At 50.8% G+C, this 21,217-nt stretch carries 15 protein-coding genes and 1 riboswitch; of the genes, 3 read left to right on the forward strand and 12 right to left on the reverse strand.

Annotated features, from left to right (window positions below; genetic code table 11):
* Positions 1 to 351: 351 nt before the first annotated feature.
* Positions 352 to 1,122, forward strand: a complete 771-nt coding sequence (locus ACCI51_RS11785; RefSeq protein ID WP_371843710.1) for a hypothetical protein — start codon at positions 352 to 354, stop codon at positions 1,120 to 1,122.
* A 68-nt stretch (positions 1,123 to 1,190) separates the two neighbouring features.
* Here ACCI51_RS11785 and ACCI51_RS11790 read toward each other — a convergent pair whose 3' ends face one another.
* From ACCI51_RS11790 to ACCI51_RS11805, 4 genes are all read right to left on the reverse strand, one after another.
* The gene (locus tag ACCI51_RS11790; protein ID WP_371843711.1) at positions 1,191 to 5,204 is read right to left on the reverse strand and encodes a translocation/assembly module TamB domain-containing protein; all 4,014 of its coding nucleotides are present in this window, start codon (positions 5,202 to 5,204) and stop codon (positions 1,191 to 1,193) included.
* Positions 5,204 to 7,006, reverse strand: coding sequence for an autotransporter assembly complex protein TamA (locus tag ACCI51_RS11795; RefSeq protein WP_371843713.1), 1,803 nt, complete (start codon positions 7,004 to 7,006; stop codon positions 5,204 to 5,206). The genes ACCI51_RS11790 and ACCI51_RS11795 overlap by 1 nt, the downstream gene beginning before the upstream one ends.
* A gap of 161 nt (positions 7,007 to 7,167) precedes the next feature.
* A complete protein-coding gene (locus ACCI51_RS11800; protein WP_299584507.1) occupies positions 7,168 to 7,563 on the reverse strand; it encodes a hypothetical protein in 396 nt (131 codons plus the stop codon).
* 109 nt (positions 7,564 to 7,672) lie between these two features.
* Positions 7,673 to 9,592 (reverse strand): acetoacetate--CoA ligase, encoded by a 1,920-nt coding sequence (locus ACCI51_RS11805; protein ID WP_371843727.1) that lies wholly within the window; start codon positions 9,590 to 9,592, stop codon positions 7,673 to 7,675.
* A gap of 237 nt (positions 9,593 to 9,829) precedes the next feature.
* Between ACCI51_RS11805 and ACCI51_RS11810 the strand changes: the two genes are divergently transcribed.
* Positions 9,830 to 10,717: a LysR family transcriptional regulator gene (locus tag ACCI51_RS11810; RefSeq protein ID WP_371843714.1), complete on the forward strand. Its 888-nt coding sequence runs from the start codon at positions 9,830 to 9,832 to the stop codon at positions 10,715 to 10,717.
* 60 nt (positions 10,718 to 10,777) lie between these two features.
* On the opposite strand, the gene ACCI51_RS11815 is transcribed toward ACCI51_RS11810, so the two are convergent.
* From ACCI51_RS11815 to thiC, 7 genes are all read right to left on the reverse strand, one after another.
* Positions 10,778 to 11,251: a Dps family protein gene (locus tag ACCI51_RS11815; protein ID WP_299584516.1), complete on the reverse strand. Its 474-nt coding sequence runs from the start codon at positions 11,249 to 11,251 to the stop codon at positions 10,778 to 10,780.
* 241 nt (positions 11,252 to 11,492) lie between these two features.
* A complete protein-coding gene (locus ACCI51_RS11820) occupies positions 11,493 to 12,269 on the reverse strand; it encodes a HesA/MoeB/ThiF family protein (protein ID WP_371843716.1) in 777 nt (258 codons plus the stop codon).
* Entirely contained in the window at positions 12,263 to 13,825 is a 1,563-nt protein-coding gene (gene thiE / locus ACCI51_RS11825; RefSeq protein WP_371843717.1) for a thiamine phosphate synthase, read from the reverse strand. The genes ACCI51_RS11820 and thiE overlap by 7 nt, the downstream gene beginning before the upstream one ends.
* Before the next feature lie 7 nt (positions 13,826 to 13,832).
* Positions 13,833 to 14,639 carry a thiazole synthase gene (locus ACCI51_RS11830; protein ID WP_299584523.1) on the reverse strand — a complete coding sequence of 269 codons (807 nt, stop codon included), beginning with the start codon at positions 14,637 to 14,639 and terminating at the stop codon, positions 13,833 to 13,835.
* A 2-nt stretch (positions 14,640 to 14,641) separates the two neighbouring features.
* On the reverse strand, positions 14,642 to 14,842 hold the full coding sequence (thiS, locus tag ACCI51_RS11835) for a sulfur carrier protein ThiS (protein ID WP_371843718.1): 201 nt from the start codon (positions 14,840 to 14,842) through the stop codon (positions 14,642 to 14,644).
* Positions 14,842 to 15,915, reverse strand: a complete 1,074-nt coding sequence (thiO, locus tag ACCI51_RS11840) for a glycine oxidase ThiO (RefSeq protein ID WP_371843719.1) — start codon at positions 15,913 to 15,915, stop codon at positions 14,842 to 14,844. The genes thiS and thiO overlap by 1 nt, the downstream gene beginning before the upstream one ends.
* A gap of 111 nt (positions 15,916 to 16,026) precedes the next feature.
* Positions 16,027 to 17,937: a phosphomethylpyrimidine synthase ThiC gene (gene thiC / locus ACCI51_RS11845; RefSeq protein WP_371843720.1), complete on the reverse strand. Its 1,911-nt coding sequence runs from the start codon at positions 17,935 to 17,937 to the stop codon at positions 16,027 to 16,029.
* A gap of 84 nt (positions 17,938 to 18,021) precedes the next feature.
* Positions 18,022 to 18,120, reverse strand: a riboswitch (TPP riboswitch).
* 274 nt (positions 18,121 to 18,394) lie between these two features.
* On the opposite strand from thiC, the gene ACCI51_RS11850 reads away from it, so the two are divergent.
* Positions 18,395 to 19,321, forward strand: coding sequence for an SGNH/GDSL hydrolase family protein (locus ACCI51_RS11850; protein ID WP_371843721.1), 927 nt, complete (start codon positions 18,395 to 18,397; stop codon positions 19,319 to 19,321).
* A 69-nt stretch (positions 19,322 to 19,390) separates the two neighbouring features.
* Here the strand turns inward: ACCI51_RS11850 and ACCI51_RS11855 are convergent, their stop codons facing one another.
* Complete coding sequence (locus ACCI51_RS11855) at positions 19,391 to 20,959, reverse strand: thioredoxin domain-containing protein (RefSeq protein WP_371843722.1); 1,569 nt, start codon at positions 20,957 to 20,959, stop codon at positions 19,391 to 19,393.
* Between the last annotated feature and the right edge of the window lie 258 nt (positions 20,960 to 21,217).

The raw sequence follows: 21,217 nt of genomic DNA on the forward strand, positions 1-21,217 counted from the left end.
CAAGGCCTTCGGCTGAGCCCCATTAATTAAAAAGTTTCCGCTGAAGGCAATTACTGGAAAACATACAGTAAAAGCAAGAATCAAACACTTTGGTCTGCCATTCGAAAAAACGAGAAAGGGCGTTCAACAAGGTATCCTCCTGGCTTAATACATTAGTCATCAAACTTTCCAAAAGTATTTTATCCGATTAGGTAGATCAAACTTAAACCTCTATACTCGAGCAACGACACCTAGGACCTCTTCTCCAGCGACAAACAGTCTAAAATTCAACATGCTCACTAGCCATTGAGGCAGGCATTCTTTTTCAATCGCTACTATCAATAAGGGCCTTCTAATTCAGGAGTTAATTCCATGCACAGAGTAGCCCTGGTACTGCTTTGCGCCGTCATTTCTTTTACCCTGCAAACAACCTCAACGGCCTCACCTACCACCTGTAAGCCATTATTTAATCATCAGGACGACAAGGTTGCCCAAAACAATAGGTGTATTCAGAGTGAATTCCAGGCAAGCAATACCCCTGGCTCAGCAATGATTGAAATGAATAGCAATGCTCAAGGTGCCTGTGTTTATACCACTGCGATACAGTGTGGTAACGAAGACATTTTGATGGGCGATATTGCCGCAATTGATTTTGAGATTTCCGTACCCCCAGGGAAATGCCGCCCCACAGAATGGATGGCTGTTTTCATGTTCCCCTGGTGTGGACTAGCTGGTGGGTGCTGGGATGGTGGGGAGCGGGAGGTGGATTTTGTCGAGACTAAAGGCCCAAATGGTCCCGGCGGCTTCTCCTCAAATTGGGGAGAACGCCCCAAGCAAGTAGAGTGGCTTAAGCAAGGTGGCGCCCTCACGGCAGATACCGGCACGAGTCAGCATATTACTTTTACCTCCAGCCAGATTCTATCGGGGCATAATAGCGGGACTTATCAATGGGACATTCGAGTGTGTGATCCTTCAGAGACAAAATGTGACAGCTCGAACCAACTTTGGCATGCCTATCGCGAGACGGGGCCCATTTTTTTTAATACATCCATGATGATTGTGATCGACAATTGGGGCGTCAATCATCCCCCCAAAGAGGGCTGCACTTTAGAGGTTAGAGATATGGTAATCACCAAACATTAAAAATGCTGCGGACGGGAAAACGCCTATCCATTGTCACCGCGTGAATTAAAAGCTGATAGCAGGCGCCACTAATAATCTTTCTTCCATTGCAGTTCCACACTACCGGAACCACTGTCCCCTTCATCAGCCGTTTTGAATTCCAGATTGAGGTTGTCGCGGATTTCTATTTGCATCTCCGCCTGCCAAGGACTTAGAGGATCAGTGCTTCTCTGTAATTCCACATAAATCCGATTCGTGATGTATTTACCCAAACTCAAAGCGTACTCATCCCCCTCATCACTTTCTTCATGCTCAATATTCAAGGTATCCAAACGCAATAATTCGCGAGTTTTGGCCACAGGGTCCAAGGCTGCACGACCGGTCTGAAGGCTGCGAATCACACTGACCAAACGCACAGCTTGCAGTGGAGAAATATCCGAGAGTGACTTGCCAAATAGGAGCTGTGCCAAGATTTCATCCTGGGAAGCAGAGGGGTCGGAGCTAAAATTAATATCCAAATCTGCAGCGTTGCCGGAAATTTTTGCAGTGATCTCTCCCTCACTGTATTCATAGACCCCCTCAACATTGACTGCCACCTCGTTATTCTCGAAACGGATTTCTCCATCCTGCAGATCAAACTTTTTGCCAAGTAAATCAAAACTACCTCGCACAATAGTCAATTTGCCTGAGGCCTCGGGTTTAGCCGCTGTCCCATGAATATCTACCTGGCCGCGCAATTGCGAATTGAGGCCGAGGCCGCGCACATAGGACTGCTGGTCCAGTACAATTTCTACTGCCAAACCAACTTTACTGAGCAGTGGTGGTGTGCGCTCTACCTGGAGACCGTCTACCTGAACTTCAGTTACTTGTATTTCTGGCACAGAGCTGCCTATCCACTGCTCGATTTGCACGGCCAAAGGGCGCAGAGTAAAACGGCCAACCACCTCAGCGCTCTCGGAGGTGCCGATCAGAGTCGCCTGACCGTTGATAGCACCGCGTACCCCAGGTGTATTTAGCAGATGGGCTCTATTCAGACTTAGACTGAGATCCATTTTCGCCGGCGCTCGCGCAGGGAAAAATACCGCTCCGCCCAGATTAATCGTGCCGCCATCAACAACTTTGGCACTCCCTCTTTCTATACGCCATTCCCCGGGTGTCAGGCTCGCATAAAAATCAATATTGGCAATGCGGGTATGGCTGGAGCGGTGTTCGTAACTGGCTTCACTCAGCTCAATTGCGCCGTTCAGGCGCGGCTCTCCCAATGTGCCGGTACCATCTGCCGAGAAATTCAATAGCCCGTGCATCACATGTACCCTGGGGTCCATAAATTCCGCTACTACGGAGAGATCCGCGGTGCCACTGCTGGTCAGCTGCAGTGGCAATGCACCCATCGGCTCGGCGGGGTTATCTGCAAACAGCTGGGCAAAAATTGGCGATATCAGTAGTTTGGCATTACTATCTATGGCCCGGCGAGCACCGTGATCGGCCACCAGGGTGGCCTGTAGCGAATCGCCTTCGGTATGCCATTCCAAAGCCACAGAGAGTGGCTGTACCTGTACTCTCCCTCGCTCTCGCCTCGGCGCATAACCGCTAAGACGCAACTCTCCCTCAAGCTGGGGCTGGCGAGGACTGCCGGTAATACTCGCGTGCAGAATGATATCGCCCTGCTCGGGTGTAGTAACGGGTAATTCCCGCGAGATATCTTCCAGCGAGGCCCTGCCCTGCAGCTGTAAGTCAAGTCGCTGCTCATTGAGGCTGCCGTGAACCCACAACTGATTGCGCCCCGCCCACAAAAACTCCAAGCCTTCGACAACCAAACTCTTGTCGGCATAATCTAATGCCCCCTGCAGCTGCCAGGATTCATGGCGATAGCGGCCTTGCGCCAACACACTTGCGCGTACTTCTGGACTGGTCAGCGCGCCATTAATTTCGCCATCCAGGCTCACCTCCCCTTCCAAGGTATTGGGTAGGGGTAACCCAAGTACTCCAACCAAACTCAGTGGTAAGTTGCGGGCACTCACACCCACTTGAAGTCGGTCGCTCTTCGGCTCAAGCACACCATGCGCTTCAATCAAAGCAATTCCCTGTCGCCCCAGACGCTGCGCCTCCTCTGCGAGGGAGCTCAGACGGCTCTCACTTTGTGCCGGCTGCACTGCCCCCTTTTCCATACTGGGAATAATCACCGGCGACTGAGGACCGCGGAACTGCCCCGTACCGAAATGATTCACGGTACCATTGGCAAACAACTCGAGGCGCAAACCCTGTAAGTCGAGTTTTTCCAGGTTGCCACTGGCATCACCTTTCAGGTTATAGCGGTATTCATGTACCAGGCCATCCGATTCCAAGCTGGTGCTCAAGCGCGGGTTTGACCAGGGTCCCTCCACGCCAACCTGACCTTGGGCCCCCAAGGTTACGCCCTTTGCGGAGGCGAAACCCAGATCTTCCTTAGGGTTGAGGTTGCGAATATCCACCTGCAGCTGCACATTCAGCGTTTTCGCCTCAATATCTACCGTTCCGCCCCCCAGAGCATTCAGCTTGTCACCCACCAGAGTAAAGTCCGTAATCGTTAACCCCTGCAGGTTGCCATCGATCTTGGCCGTCAGCTCATTCTGTAAATTTCGGTAGGCAGATACAGCACTTAGATCCCCTTCAAAATCCGGGTTATCCCAGGGCCCTTTTGCGATGACCTGCAACTGGTGCAAAGTACCGGAAAAATCATCGGGGATTGTTATATGTTCCGTTTGCGGCAGAGAGAGCAATAATCGACGAATCTCTTCAACTCCCAACTCCTGCACTGCTGCGCGCATATCCAGGGTTTTATTTTCGGTGTCGATACTGCCCGCCGTGCGAATCTGCGCACCGGCAAACGCTACCTCTAGGGACTCCAGTCTGACAATGCCCTGCTCGGTGATCACCCGACCAGCTAGATCCAGGGGCTGCTCCCGGTAACGACTATTTAACTTTATTTGTCCGGACATATTCGGCAGTGGCAATGAACCAGAAACTTTTACATCTGCACTAAACCAACCGCTGTTCAGTAGATTCTGCCAAGGCCGGGAAAGAGTTATGGGCAGGCGATTAAGGTGGAGGTCTGCGACAATATTATCGGCACTGATACTACCTGATAGGGTGCTGCGGCGACCGTCCACCTGCAACCAGACACCATCAGTTCGCACCTGCCAAGGGAGCAGGTCGACCAGCAAACTGCCCGTCAATGTCAGCCTGTGCTGGGAAAAGGGAGTGGAGAGAGACTCGATATCAATCTGTACCTGCTGATCACGGCGGCGCAGAGAAATTTTACCCCGCGCATCGAGCGCCTGCCCCTCTGGTAAATGCAACAGACGACCAATAAAACCCTGGGCCTTTTCACTGGCCGAAAAATCTAAAAAAAACTGGCCGGGCTTTTGCTCGCGCCCCTCGGCAATAAATTGTAGATCGCCACCATTTAATTCACGGACCTCAAGCTGCAGCTGAGTGGGCTGCCCCTCCCATCGATACAGCGTACTGCCCAACACGGAGACTGCGGGAATATCAGTGACTTTACGACTGATCACTTGTAGCCGATCGAGTTGTAATGCTCCCAAGCGAAAGCTTGGTAGTAGGGTCTCCCAGCTGGTTGCTTCAGTGTTATCCGTCGGCTCCTCGTCCTGGGTTGTGTCAGTCTCCGCCGGAGTTAGAGAGTTCAGTAATTCTGTCAATACATCGAGATTGAATAAAAGATCTTCCGCAGCGATGCGTTCAATATTGATCGGGTTGCGGGAAAAGCTCTGTAACGTTAATTCCAGCTGGCTCGCTTCGGCCAGGGTGTTGCCCTGAAAGTCGACCCGAAGACGTTCGAAAAACCAGGCACCGAGTCGCTCGCTGCCTATACCCTCGGCCTCGATGGCAAGGCCGTCGATCGCCTGCTCCGCCGCGTAAAAAGCCGTGCGAGTTAGATTGACTCTGCCTTGCTCTGTGCCAAGAAAATAAACCAGCGAGAGTAGAATTAACAGACATAAGCCACTGACCAGCGAACCCCCAGTTCTGAGGGGCCGCCACAACCCATGCAGAAAAGCCCTCAATGCACGAAGAAAACTCAGGGAAAATGCACCCAACTTTGACATCAGAAAGCCTGTCCCAGGCTGATATAGACTTGATAGCGATCATCCACGCCGTCGCGGCGGTCCAGGGGAAAGGCCAAGTCAAAGCGGATGGGGGCGAAGGAGGTGTTATAACGCACCCCAAGACCCGCCCCCCAAAAGAGATTAGAAAAATTGGGACGAGGGTTTTCGTAGGCGTTGCCCCCATCGAGAAATAGAACCCCACCCCAGGTATCACTAAAGCGGAAGCGCCCTTCGATAGAGATCTCACTGATGCCTCGACCACCAATCGCGTCGGACAGGCTCTCTTGGCCATCCTCATCAATTTCCACGAGACGAGGCCCCAGTTCCTGATAACCGTAACCGCGCACAGAGCCACCGCCACCGGCATAGAAGCGCTCATCCGCGGGCAGCTTCAGATTGGGCGCACCCGTAATAGCCCCAGCTTTTAAACGCAGAGCCAGGGTGGGTTCATAGGGGGCAGATTCTGCGGTCTTGTAGGCTGTCATTTGCAGGATAGTTTTTACAAACGAAGTACTGTTATTCTTGAGATCCAGATAGGGTTTTACCTCCAGGGCTGTGGTGGCGCCTCGACGGGCATCCAGTGGCTTATCAGTTGTATTCAACTTAAAACCCAGGGGAAAGGCCAACAGGTGATAATTTTCATCAGGGTCTTCTCCCTCGACAACAGCCCCCTCCACCTTTTCATCGACGCGGCTGAACTTCAGCTCCGCTCCAGCGCTGACGGTGCGGCGCTTACTTAACTTGCGCGATACCAATCCTTTTAGGGTCAATGCTTTGGAGCGGTAGGAATCCACATCCTCCCCGGTCAGTCCAACGCTGCCGGTAAACCGCTGTTTATCACTGAGAAAACGCGGAATGCTCAACTTGCTTTCCAGAGTTTGCTTCACCGAGTTAGCCTTACTCGACACCTCCAGCTTTTCACCACGATGAAATATATTGCGATGCTCCCAGCTAGCGGAGACACCGGGGCCTTCATCGGAGGTATAACCCACCCCCAAGGTAACCGTGCGGTGGTTGCGCTCCTGCACGATAAAAGTGATATCGACGAGCCCTCCATAGGGCTCAGAAACCTGACTGACAACATTGGACACCAGATTGGTGCGCAATAAACTCAGCTGAGCCGCATCCAGCTTGCTACGACTGAAACAGTCCCCCGGATTGATATTTAGTTTATCCCGCAGATAATCCTCTTCTACAGAGGTAGCCCCAAGAATCTGTACTTCACCCACCATCACTTCCGGGCTTGGTGCCACACGATATTCCAGCCGTGCGGAGGCCTCCTGATGAATCACCGTTGCCTGGTAGGTAACGTCCACATTGTATAAGCAGGCATTATTGTTGAGGTACTTGGTAATCGTTTGCACCCCTTCGAGCACCTCGTCGGCCCGCAGGGGATCACCAACCCCAATCGGCAGCCCCGGAAACCCTGCACGCAGGTCCACGGGCATGTCAATATCCAAGCTTTTAATCAAATACTGGGGACCAGGTATCACCTGATAAACTATTTCGCCACCCACAACAGACTCCCGTACGCTGGCATCGTAATAGCCATCCGAACGCAGTAGTTTCTCTAAATTGCCGCGCTCATAATTGGCGATATCACGGGGGGCCTCATAGCTCTGAAGCGCACTGCTGGTTTTGCGCAACTCCTCTAGCTCTTTACGTAATTTGTCCTGTAGTGCGGGGTCTCCCTGCACAGAAAGAGAAAAACCCGGAAGTTTGGAGAAAAAAGGGATGGCTACCGCCCGCTGCAGGGGCAGCAGTACAAAACCGACAAGCAGAAAGACAAAGAAAATTCGCAAAATATTATCCGTTGCCTACAGCGGTTACTCCACGTGCTACCGGGTGTGCATTCCCATCACATCTGATTTTGCCCCGGACAGATAGTATCCGGGCGGAGTTTGCCGGTATTAACAGGGCCTTAAGCCCACATTAATCACCGGCCTGGAGACGAGTAAAAGGTTTATGGCTGGGTACTGGTGCTCGTACTGGTCGTACTGGGGCTACCAAGTAGCGGATTGCAATCCTTAATAATCACCCGCCCCTTGAGGATATTTCCCTTCGAATACTCAGTGAAAATACATTGGTTGCTTCTAGGATCATAATTTTCGACCCATAGATTATCCTCTTTCCAGGTGGCGCCGATGTGCCGATAGCCATCGGGCACAGAAATACTCATCACGCCACCGAAGCGCTTCACAAAGACCTGCTCGTAGTGAAAATAATACGCCAACCACCCGGCCGAAAAGAAAACTGCGGCCACAATGGCGCCTATTTTCAAGCTGCCCATGCGGCTGCCGACGAAAAGAGAGAGAATAACCAGGGCGATGATCGCCGCCCAGTAGAGATATGTAACCATGCCTGTTCTTCTGCCGTAAATTTATTGGTATTACTAATGGGCAAGGGTAGCGCAGAACCGACGCAAACAAAATGGCGCCCGCCTACATCCCCTTACCCTCCTAGAAGCCTCAGTCCTCTGCCAGCGCGGGCAGATTTTCGAACAACACCAGTGTCTCGGGGTTGGCCAGGGCTTCCTGGTTCTTAACGGCCTTGCCGTGTACCACATTGCGCACCGCCAGCTCGACTATTTTGCCGCTAATAGTACGTGGAATATCTGCCACTTGAATTACCTTGGCCGGTACATGGCGCGGGGTGGTATTGGTACGAATAGTGGAGCGGATTTTCTGCACCAGATCCTCATCCAATTCCAGCCCCTCACGCAGAACCACGAACAACACCACGCGTACATCGTCTTGCCACTGCTGACCAATACAGACGCTATCGAGCACTTCCTCGACCTTTTCCACCTGCCGGTAGATCTCTGCAGTGCCAATCCGCACGCCGCCGGGATTGAGCACCGCATCGGAGCGACCGTAAATAATCACGCCTCCATGGGCGGTGATTTCGGCATAGTCACCGTGCGCCCAAACACTCGGCCAGTTTTCAAAATAGGCCGCGTGATATTTGCTGCCATCGGGATCATTCCAAAAACCGATTGGCATACAGGGGAAGGACTTAGCACATATCAGTTCGCCCTTCTCCTCAGTGACCGACTCACCATCGTCATTCCAGACCTCTACAGCCATTCCCAGGCCACGACATTGCAACTCACCAGCGTAAACGGGCAACGTCGGGTTACCCAAAGCGAAGCAGGAAACAATATCGGTGCCCCCGGAAATGGAAGACAAGCAGAGGTCCTGCTTGATATCCCGGTAGACATAGCGGAAACCTTCATGGGCCAGGGGCGATCCTGTAGACAGCACCGCGCGCAGTTTCTTCAGTTCGTGGCTCTCACGAGGCTTACAGCCGCTCTTTTCCAATGCGGCAATATATTTAGCGCTGGTACCAAACACACTGACACCTTCCTCGTCCGCCATATCCCACAAGCTTTTCGCCTCTGGATAGAAAGGCGAGCCGTCGAACAGCACGAGAGTGGCACCACAGGCCAGACCACTCACCAGCCAGTTCCACATCATCCAGCCGCAGGTCGTGAAATAAAACAGGGCGTCCTCACGGCGCAGATCACAGTGTAAGCGATGCTCTTTCAAGTGCTGGAGCAGAGTGCCGCCCACACCGTGCACGATACATTTGGGCACCCCGGTGGTACCGGAGGAGTACATGATATACAACGGGTGGTTGAACTCAGTTTGTACAAAAGTGAGCTCACGCTCGGGAGCTGCAGCTTCAAAGTCCTGTAGCAAAACGGCTTTATCCAGGGGGGCAGCTCCTAACACTTCAGCCGTTTCTTCCCGGGAGCGAGCAACTGGCACCACCACCAACTTTTCGATGGATTCGATGCGGGCAGTAATTTCACCGAGGCGCGGTAGCGAATCAATCACTTTGCCGTTGTACAAATACCCTTCACAGGCAAACAGGACTTTTGGCTTCACCTGTCCAAACCGGTCAAACACACCATTAATACCGAAATCCGGTGAGCAAGAGGTCCAGATGGCTCCGAGGCTGGTGGTTGCCAGCATTGCCACCACGGTATCCATCACATTGGGCATAAAGCCGGCCACACGGTCCCCTTCGGAGACCCCTTGATTGGCCAAGGCTGAGGCAAGGCGCTCAACCCGGCTACACAACTGCGCATAGCTGAGCTGGCGGCGACGGCCATTCTCCAGGCGCTCCACTAATGCCGGCTTGTCGTCGCGGAAACGCAACAGATTCTCGGCAAAGTTGAGGCGGGCTTCGGGAAACCACTCGGCTCCAGGCATGCTATCGCGGCCCATTACCCGCTCATCGCGCTTACTGGCCAGCACGTCAGAGAATTCCCATAAATCGCTCCAAAAGGTCTCCCGCTCTTTCACGGACCACTGATAGAGCGCACTGTAGTCTTCCAGCTGTAACTGGTGCCTGTTATTGACCAGACGACGGAACTCATCCATTTGCGTAGCGGCAATGGACTCGCGGCTCGGTTGCCAAAGGGGTTGTGCGGTGTCCTTCATCTCAGCAGACCTTTTAGATGCTTTATTCTCGGAGGTTGTTTGACTTTCGCGAGGCGAAAGCGGCAATCATGCCTTGCCGGGCGACTTTAAACTATTTTAATCTTTAGAGGTTTCATTAAATAAAATTTAACTTTCCCTGAAGACAAACGGGGACCCGCTGATCTGTCAGGAGCCCCTTTGAGCGCCACTATAAAACAGCTTCGCGCCTTCGTTGCCGTTGCCCGCAACCGCAGTCTGGCACAGGCCAGCGCCCAACTGCACACCTCCCAGCCCGCGCTATCGGTAGCTATCCGCAACCTAGAAGAAACCACCGGTGGGCCGCTGTTCAGTCGCGATGGCCGCCAACTGATGTTGACTCCCGAAGGGAGGGATTTCCTGGTCCGCGCCGAACAACTATTACACAGCTGGGATCAGTCTCTGGACGCAATCCAGCAGCGCTTTCGCCTCGAGCGGGGGCAACTGCTACTGGCCGTTATTCCGGCCTTTACCTCGAATCGCCTGCCCGATCTATTGGCACACTTCCACCGGGAGAACCCCAAAATCAACATTGTGCTGGAAGATATTGTGATGGAAGGCGTTGTACGTTCAGTACAGGAGGGCCGTGCAGAGCTTGGCATCAGCTTTCGCCCGGAAGACCTCGGTGGGCTGGCATTCATTCCCCTAGAGCGGGACCGCTTTATTGCCGTCATTCCTCCAGAGCACCCCCTGTCCGGCAAAAGCGCCCTGCACTGGCGGGATCTGGCTGCATATCCATTTATTTCGATGAACCGGGGGTCGGCCGTACGCCGCTGGACTGAGCAGGCCTTTGCGCAGAGCGGCAAGGTGGCCCGCTATTTGTGCGAAGCTAATCAGCTCAGCACGATTGGGCGGTTGATTCGCGCCAGAATGGGAGTCAGTGCGGTTCCCAGCCTGTGCGAAACTCAGATGCAAGAGTACGGTTTGCACTGCCTGCCTCTTTCGGCTCCCGTCGTTTATCAGGAAGTCGGCATACTACTGAAGAGCCGCGGGACCCTTTCGGCTGCAGCCAGTGCCTTCCTGCAGACCATCGATCGCAACACTGAGTAGCTGCCAGATTCATTCAGCGCGGGCAAACAGCCCGTGCTGAATAACCCTCCTAAAACAACCTTAATTACCGCTGGTAGCGCGCAGCATCCAGGCAGTTTTTTCATGCACCTGCATACGATCAGATACCAGTGCAAGAGTGGACTCATCTTCCCCACTCTGGGCAGACTTCAAAACTTCTCGGCAGGTCTTGATTACCTGTTCATGCCCCTTGGTCAATATTTTAACCATATCTTCCGCCGCAGGAATTTCCACGACTTCTTCAACTGAGCTCAGTTGCGCAAATGCTTGGTAGGTGCCGGGAGCGGCAACACCCAGGGTTCTGATACGTTCAGCGATTTCATCAACCGCCTCGGCCAGCTCCGTATACTGTTCCTCAAACATCAGATGTAATTCACGAAACAGCGGGCCTGTGACATTCCAGTGAAAATTGTGCGTTTGCAAGTAGAGGGTATAGCTATCTGCCAACAAGTGCTTAAGACCGCCAGCAATTTTTTCCCGGTCACTTTCACTAATACCAATGTCAATTTTCTTCATAACAACACGCCCCTCGTGTATAAGAGTTGGGTTTTTGTAAAAAAGGCTGTGCATTGAAAAATTTACAAATATTGAGTCACAAGAAAACCAAGACACAAAATTCAACATCAACAAATACACAGCTTTCGATTACACACTAACAATATAAGAAAGATGTGTCACGCCCCACCACACAATACAGAATCATTTCGCAAAAAAACCACAAAAAAACAATTAGTTCACCAACCCATTTAAAAAAAAATTATTTATTGCAGGATTCTGTTAATTCTGACTGAGAACAAACTGGACAAATTTCTGATTTATTTAATTTCAAGGCGCTCATCGACAGAGACTCACCCTCGATTACATATAATTGATTGAGACTGGATACGGGCAATCCGAGTAAAATTTTCATCGCTTCTAATGCCTGAGCACTGCCAACAATACCCAAGATCGGCCCAATCACCCCCACTGTTGAGCAGTTTTGAATATCTTCCTGCTCACGAGGCGGGAACAAGCAAGCATAGCAGGGACTTTTCCCCTGAGAAAAATCAAAGCTGATCAACTGTCCGGAAAAACCCTGTACCGAAGCCATCACCACCGGCCGCTCGAGCTCACAACAAATTCGGTTGATCTGGTGACGTATGGCTAAGTTATCCGTGCAATCCAGCACCAGATCTACCTGCCCAACATGATTTCTAAGCCAAGCCTCATCCGCCATTTGGAAATGAGCGTGAATACGTACGTTTGGGTTTGCGGCGGTTAATTGCTGCGCAGCCACCTGTGACTTGGATTTGCCCTGATGATTGGTTTTATACAGCACTTGGCGCTGTAAGTTAGAGAGATCGATTTGATCACCATCCACCAGATGTAACTCACCAATACCGGCAGCCGCCAAATAAAGTGCCGCAGGACTGCCAAGGCCACCAAGACCAACTATCATAATCCGCGCAGACGCCAACTTTTCCTGCCCCTCCTCTCCCACCTGGGGCAACATTACCTGGCGACTATAGCGCTGTAATTCCTTACGACTTAACATGATTCAGCTTCCGCACACTTATCTCCCAGCAGAGCATTAAACTCGACAATCGCTCGCTTATAATCCTTCGCTCTAGTAATCGCACTGACCACAGCAATGCTACCTACATTAGCAGCAATAACTTCTGGAGCACGCTGCAAATTGATACCACCAATGGCCACCAGCGGGTATTGAGGTAAGAGTGCAGCCATCCGCGCGAGCTTCTCTGCTCCCTGCAGCTGCTCCGACATATCCTTGGTATCGGTTGCGTAAATAGCGCCGATTGCCAGATAACTGGGGCGGTAACGGTAGGCCAGCAATAACTCGTAGAAGCCGTGGGTACTAATGCCCAGCTTCAAGCCGGCCGATCGGATGGCCGATAGATCAGCAACCTGTAGATCCTCCTGCCCCAAGTGAACACCATAGGCACCACACTCGATAGCCAGCTGCCAATAATCATTGATAAACAAACGCAGCTTATAAGATCGACCAATAGCAACAGCCTGCTGAACCTGCTCGCGTAAGTCCTCGCCCGGATTTTTAATGCGCAACTGCAGGGTACGCACGCCCTGCTCGGCAAGTCGTTGCAACCACCCCACAGTATCCACTACCGGATACAATCCCAATGCCTGGGAGTCCATTGCGGCAAACCCACTAACCAGTGGCTGTTCAGAAATTTGTGCGCCCAGGCCATAATGCTGCGCTCGCGCGTCTCCCGGGATCAATACCTCGGGAAAATCAATTAATTCCAGAGGCCAACCGCAGTGCCCCACCGGGCCATTGCCGGTGCCTATATGTTGATTAGCCCCAAGACGCAAGCCTCGCTGCACATACGCCTTGCCCACTACACAGGCATCCCGCACGGGGTAGCCCAAAGCACGACAGGCCGCAATAGCAGATGACAAGGAGCAGCCTGTGCCATGGCTATTATTGCCGGGCACTTGCCGGCCGATAAACCAGTCAACCTTTTCACCATCCCAAAACAGGTCGGAAACCTCATTCGGACCCAGCTGAGAGTGACCGCCAGTAACCAGTACCGCAGCCCCCCCCATGGAGTGCAGTTGTCGTGCAGCACTTATTATGGATGCTGCATCCTTAGCCCTTATTTTTGTAAGCCATATCAACTCATGCAAATTCGGAGTTACCAGATCACACTGCGGCAACAATTGTGTCAGCACTTCAGTGGTAATGTCCCCTTCGGTCAAATTCGCACCATTGGTGGCAATAGCTACTGGGTCATAAATAATGGGGACCGACTGGAGCGCTTTCAGCCTGCGTAAGAAATCCGCTACAAGCAAAACCTGTTCGGAATTGGCTAACATTCCAATTTTAATCGCAGCGGGAAACAGGTCTCGCTGCAAAGCCTGTAGCTGAGAATTCAATACTGCTAAAGGAACCGCATTAAGCGCAGTTACTTCCAGCGTATTTTGTGCAGTATTGGCTGTAATTGCACTGCAACCGTGACAGCCGAAATCGGCGAAAGTCAGCAGGTCCGCCTGGATACCAGCGCCTCCCCCTGAGTCACTGCCAGCAATCGTCCAGACAATGGATTTATCCGTTAAAAATTGATCTCGCATAAACATCTTATTCCCGCAGCATACTTTCTGCCTGCTGCCAGAAAGGCATATCCAGGGTGGGGGTACTTGGGCTGGCGGTTTGACGCCTGAGCATTAAACCGGCATTAAAGGCAGCGCGCCCGGATTCTACGGCGAGCTTAAAAGCCTGTGCCATAAGCACAGGCTCCTGGGCTTTAGCGATCGCGGTATTCAATAAAACTGCATCAAATCCCATCTCCAGTGCTTCCGCAGCCTGTGATGGCGCCCCAATTCCAGCATCAATTATCAGCGGCACATCACTAAGACGCTCGCGCAGTGTTTGCAGACTGTATTTATTGAGCAACCCTTGCCCAGTGCCAATTGGTGCCCCCCAGGGCATCAATACCTCACAACCCACATCCAGAAGCTTGCGACACAAGACCAAATCATCGGTGCAATAAGGCAGGACTTTAAAACCAAGCTGAACTAACTCCCGCGCCGCATCCACCAAACCAAAAGGATCCGGCTGTAAATTATAATCATCACCTATAACTTCCAGCTTGAGCCAATCGGTTTGGAAAATTTCCTGCGACATTTTCGCCAACTCCACCGCTTCGCGCGAGGATCTACAACCGGCGGTGTTGGGCAATAATTGGCAGCCGGATTCTCTAACATAATCCCAAAATACATTATCTTGTTGCTGCGCGGGGTTCTGCCTGCGTAGCGACAAGGTAATAATTTCTGAGCAAGAGGCCTTCACCGATTCACGCATAATGGCGGGAGATGGATACAACGCAGTACCCACTAGTAACCGACTGTTAAATGTTTTCCCATAGAAGTTTAATAAATCACTCACTTTTAACCTCCCACTACCGGTGCAACAATATCAAGGCTATCGCCATTATTAATTTGGGTACTACTGTATTCCGAGCGAGCGACAAAATCGCCATTAACCGCCACGGCAAAGGCTTCCCCACAATATCCCAACTGTTGTAAAAGCACGGTGAGCTCTGTAGGAAATTCAAGACTGTAAAGCTCCCCATTAATGAATATCTGCATCAAAACACCAGTAACCGTTGTTGCGCCACTTGATTCTCTACCTGTTGCACCACTGCTGGAGCCAAAAGATAACCGTGGCGATAGAGACCATTCACCCGAATCAATCCTTCCTCATTGTGTATATAGGGGTTGTTGTTCATTGTCGCAGGACGACAATTGACTCGAGTCTCCACAATGCGAGCCTCGGCAAAAGCTGGGTTAAGGGAATAAAGTGCAGAAGACAATTCCATACTGGAGCGCACAGAAATTGGGGACAGATCTTCGCTCTCAATTTCTGTGGCACCAATCACCGTGCGTCCATCGCTGCGTGGCACAGCGTAGAGTTTATAGCGGGGATGTAGCAGACGCACCGGGCGCTGCAAGACAACTTCTCTGGATTCCACCACCATCACTTCGCCGCGAACACCGCGCAGGCCTTTGATCTGATCTTTGGCCCCGAGACCGCGGCAGTCTATAACACAGTCAAAATGCTCTTCCCCGCCGGGAAAAGAAATACACCACGGTTCGCAATTGACTCTAGTGAGCTCACGCAATTGCACCCCCTGCAGACGCAACACATCGAGCAACAAGGGCAGCAGCCGATGATTATTGATATCTGCCTCACCCCGCAGATAAAGCCCCTGCTCAAAGCTGTGTAACGCGGGCTCTAAATCCCGCAGGGCTTTTGTATCCAGGACTTGCACCTGCTCTCTGGCCGACTCGCCCAGCTTGCCCTGCAGCTCCCGCAGGAATTGCAACAGTTCACTTCTGTCCTTACCGTGAGCGACCAGAACCGAGCCCGCTCGACGAAACCCGACCGCGCGCCCGCCCTGCAACTCCAGCTTCCTAGACCAGTCTGACCAAAGATCGAGGCTTTGTAAGCCTTGGGTATAAACCTGTTTTTCACTGTGGACCAGTTCTGACAGGGGTGAGATCATTCCCGCCGCCGTCCAACAGGCGCCCTGGGGCACCGACAACTTACCGGCTTCAAACAGGGTAATATTCACGTCATACTGGCAGAGTCGCCAGGCGAGCAATCGCCCCAACAACCCCCCACCGGCAATGGCAATTTTGGCCTTGCTTTCGCTTGTCACTGACCACCTATCTTCACAATTCCCAATAGATACCCGGCGATAGCAAGCTCCCTTTCACCACCGCACTCATGCCATAAATTCGAGAGAGGCGGACCTCCCCCAAAACGTTCATCAGCCCTTGTGGTAAATTTCGCTGCCCATATCCTTAAATTTAATAGCCATTTCTTCCATACCCTTTGCCGCTTCCTGCTTGGCCGCGTAATCGCGTACATCCTGGGTAATTTTCATGGAGCAGAATTTTGGTCCGCACATAGAGCAGAAATGCGCGACTTTGCCGGATTCCTTTGGCAAAGTTTCATCGTGATAGGTTCGCGCTCGCTCCGGGTCCAAACCTATATTGAACTGGTCTTCCCAACGAAATTCAAAACGGGCCTTGGAGAGCGCATCGTCGCGTTTCTGCGCACGTGGATGGCCCTTGGCCAAGTCTGCGGCATGAGCCGCAATCTTATAGGCCATCAATCCCTCTTTAACATCCTCTTTATTGGGTAGGCCTAAATGCTCTTTGGGTGTCACATAGCAGAGCATGGCGCATCCATAAGTACCGATAAGCGCAGCGCCAATGCCAGAGGTGATGTGGTCATAACCCGGTGCAATATCCGTAGTCAAAGGGCCGAGTGTGTAGAAAGGCGCACCGTGGCAGTGCTTTAACTGCTCATCCATATTTTCTTTGATCTTATGAATAGCTACATGACCTGGACCTTCGATCATAGTCTGCACATCGTGTTTCCAGGCAACTTCGGTGAGCTCACCCAGGGTATGTAATTCACCAAACTGGGCTTCATCATTAGCATCGGCAATGGAGCCAGGGCGAAGACCATCGCCGAGACTGAAGCTCACATCATAGGCCTTCATAATTTCGCAGATTTCCTCAAAATGGGTATAGAGGAAGTTTTCCTTGTGATGAGCAAGGCACCACTTGGCCATGATCGAACCGCCCCGAGACACAATGCCAGTCATACGTTTGGCGGTGAGCGGCACATAGCGCAGGAGTACACCCGCATGGATGGTGAAGTAGTCCACGCCCTGCTCTGCCTGTTCAATCAGGGTATCGCGGAAAACCTCCCAGTGAAGGTCCTCGGCAATACCATCGACCTTTTCCAGCGCCTGATAAATCGGCACGGTACCGATTGGCACTGGCGAGTTGCGTAGAATCCACTCGCGGGTTTCATGAATATTGGCGCCAGTGGAAAGGTCCATTACTGTGTCAGCTCCCCACTTGGTAGACCACACTAATTTCTCAACCTCCTCCTCAATAGAAGAGGTCACCGCGGAGTTCCCGATATTTGCATTCACTTTACACAGGAAATTACGTCCGATAATCATCGGCTCCACTTCCGGATGATTGATATTAGCCGGGATAATCGCCCGCCCTTCAGCGACTTCCCTTCGTACAAATTCGGGGGTAATTTGCTCAGGAATAAAAATACCATCACGCGCTTTCTGGTAATCGCTTTCTGTCATCTCCACCGCTAATTTTGCACGCCCCATATTTTCACGGACAGCGACAAATTCCATTTCTGGCGTAATAATGCCAAGGCGGGCATAGTGCATCTGCGATACATTTTTCTCCGGCTGGGCACGACGTGGTCTCGGTAGGTTTTCAAAGCGAATATGGTCTAGTCCCTGGTCGGCCATGCGCTTCTGGCTATAGGCTGCCTGACGGGAATCCAGTTGCTCAGTGTCACCTCGCGCCTTCACCCAACCCTCACGTAACTTGGGTAGACCCTCACGCACATCGACTTTGAAATTTGGCTCGGAATAAGGCCCCGAAGTGTCATAGACCATCAGCGGTTCATTGGGCTCTAACACCGGATTTTCAGCATCACCACCTACCACACTGTCTCCCAGACAAATCTGGCGAACGCCAACCTGGATATCCGTTGTTTCACCCAATAAATAGGCCTTGTTCGAATTTGGGAAGGACTGAACCGTGAGATTCTCAAGAAATGATTTAGCAGAATCGCGGCTAGCGGCGCGGGAGGACTTTCCGGCTTTACCGGACTGTTCAATGATCTCGGACATGCGTAACCTTAAAGCTTGGGAATTTAAAGGTCGCAGCGTCCAGGGCAGACACAAAGAGAAAAATCGCTAAACTGTAAAAAATAGACGACTTCAGATCTTGTTCCCTACGCGGGGGTTACCCCGATCAGGTTCAACGGATCTCGCAGTAGCGATCTCAGCCCATAGGCACTCCGACAAGTAGTCCGCAGTATAGTGGAAGCCCAGGATTATGAATAGATAGTCGATCAAACTAACCGATATTACACCCACTGCTATTTATCAAACTGTTAAGGTTAATCACTGCGCAATGTCCCTGGCGACAAAAGTCCAACGCACTTCAATTTTTTCAATCATGACTCAATAGTCGCAGTCATTCACTCCCCAGCTCTCCTTCCCTCAACCTAAACTCCACTGGTTCACCGATACAGTATCAAAACAATAATGAACAACGACGAAAGTCGGTGTGGGAGAAAATACAATGTGGAATAGATATGGAGTTATAGCAACACTCGTTTTAAGCGTTTTGTCGATACCGTCAACTTGGGCAGCACCCTCTAAATCGGTTGCTGCCGGAGACAGCATTACCATGGCATTCGGCGCGGACTGCACCCGCAATAAGTACTTCTGGGATCTTTTTTGCCTCCTAGGAGGGGACCAGCCGGAACACTCATGGTTTGATGGTGATAACAATTCTGTAGAAAGTATTTACGATAAATACAAAATCACCTCACCTAATATGGTTGCGAATAAAAAAGCTGCAGAGTCCGGTGCCGAAATGCGCGGAGGTAAGAAAAATTTCGCCGTTCAGGCCGATCGAATATTGTCCCAATCCAATGTCGCTGACCATGTTGAAATTGTGCTTGGTGGAAATGATATCTGTAACCGAGATTGTGCCGATCCTGACAATTGTGATGATCCGCTTTACACCGACAATGAGTGGCGCTCAGCTGTTCAGGAGGGCTTGGACAAACTCGTCGATGGTCTGCCCAATGGCTCCACGATTATTCTCGGATCTGTGCCAAGAGTACAGGATCTGCGTGCAGCAGGTTTGGATAAGCAGTCTGGTAACTCTCGAGTAAACTGTGAAAATGTTTGGTCAACCTTTGGCATCTGCCGAATAGCAACCAATGGCGGTACCATGAATGGAGAGGATTTTATCACTCGCTATAACGCAATTACCGAAGCCCAGCGGCGTTATAATGAGATACTTGTTGAAGAAGCTGAGAGCTATAACGGCATAAATGATGTTGAGGTAATCGCCGAGTACACTGGTGAAGATGAGGTAAATGCTGGCACCTTTCAGTTTGGTAAGGACGATATTGGTGGTGGAGACTGCTTCCATCCTAGCGTCCAAGGTCAAAACATCGTGGCGGATATTCTCTGGCAAGGAAATCCAGATAAATAAATGATCTCTTCTATTCGGTGAACACCGGGCCCGAGATGATTCCTTTCGCGGGCCCATACCTATCTAACATTAGTCTTTCTCACTATCGGAACTCTCGTCAAAATAACCGAGCTCTTCAACCACATACTGTATACGCTGCGGTAATCCCTTGCGCATAAAAGCCACATCAATGACCTGCCCACTGGTAAGTGCATCCCACAAATTGTTTTGACCACTATGTACCCAACTATCATTGACTCTCAACAATACATCATTGTCCTGAAACCCCAGAGCGGTGAAAAATTCATTATCCTGGACACCTTCCAGTCGCATCAGGCGATGTCCTTCCACCTCCAACTCAGCTTCAGTAAATTTAGCTTCTAGGGCGTCTTGTTGCGCCAATTGTTCACTCAACCAAGCCTGCCCCAAGGTAAGCACGCCTGAGGAAGCTATCAGCTTGCGAGTCCCCGGCCCCAATGGCTGCTCAATACGCTGGGCCAACTCCTCACTTTGTTCACGGGACCGCGTTAACAAAATTCCGGCACCCTCTTTCCCCTTAAGAGGCAATCTCTCCAAACCAATCTCACTTTTAATGACAGCAAAGTTAGAATAAAGACGTAGCAGCCATACATTTTCTATTACTTCATTCCCTACATTATAATACTTAGCCGCAGTTTCTTCTGCTGTAATTAAAGCCCGTGAATTTTTCTCGACACTGGATGCGCTAACTCCCAGCAGAATAAGTGGCAGTTGGGTGATTGGTAATTCGCGATCATCAGCAATATCATCTGTTCTCTGGGCTTGTTTTTGTTTCGGATTAACACCTAGGGAACGCAATTCCTTATCTACCCAAAAGGCATATTGTTCATAGGTTCGCAGGCCCTTAAGGTACAAACCATTGATAAAAATTACAGGTACATTTTTTAGGCCAAGAGCAAGCGCCCTATCCCGGTCTTTAAGTACTGCTTTTTTGGGGGTATCACTGGAAAAGCACTTTACAAACTTATCATCATCAATTTGCAACTGTTTGATTAATTGAGCATAAGTAGCATCGTCTAGTTCGGGAGTGAATGTATATAAAGCATCGTGGTATTCCCAAAATTTATTCTGCTCCGCCGCACAACGAGCCGCAACTGCTGCTTTAATACCCTCCCGGTGAAATTTCAGAGGAAAATCAAAGTATGCCACCTTTACCCAGTCTTTATAGTTAGTGGTAAGACGCTGTATAACAGGCTGTATTGACTGACAGTGTGGAGACTGAAAAGAACAAAACACCGCCAATGTAACCGGAGCCTCACTATCACCCCGTATAAAACGGTATCCAATGGGTAAGCTTATTCTCGGTGGTTCTGGCACCTTCAAAAGAACTTCTATCCTTTCCCGCGCTCCTTTGGCAAAACTTTCCTTATCCGGCCAAGCATATATCTTACTCAGGCGCAATTGATACTCTTGCTCAGCAATATCATACAAAGCCAGCTGCAAAGTTTGATCCAACTCCCTAAGACTGATTTCTTTTCCGTCAATACGCGCAGCCATTTCGGAATCTACAACTTTCCCTGATTCAGGTATGACGATTTTTTTCTCTTTTGTGCACCCAGTAACAATACAGCCAATGCTAATAAGAACGATCAATCGCAACAGTAGTTTAAACAGCCACATAAACTCCCCCCTCCATTTTATGGATCGATCCTAACAATCCTGTATCCTCCAATCTAACGAATAGAGAAATAGCGTCAAAGTCACTCTAGAATCATGATCTGAGTATATTTTTCTGTCAGAAAAAACAACGAGGTTGATTATTTACCGAACTGTCTTTCCGTGGCTCCGTAAAAGGCGGGTAAAAAAGCAGCGCCCCTTGCGCAGATTTCCACAGGGGCGCGTTATTAACAGAAAGCCTGGATAGACTTGTGCATAACT

The sequence above is a fragment of the Microbulbifer echini genome, assembly GCF_041447225.1.
Classification (GTDB): Bacteria; Pseudomonadota; Gammaproteobacteria; order Pseudomonadales; family Cellvibrionaceae; genus Microbulbifer; species Microbulbifer echini.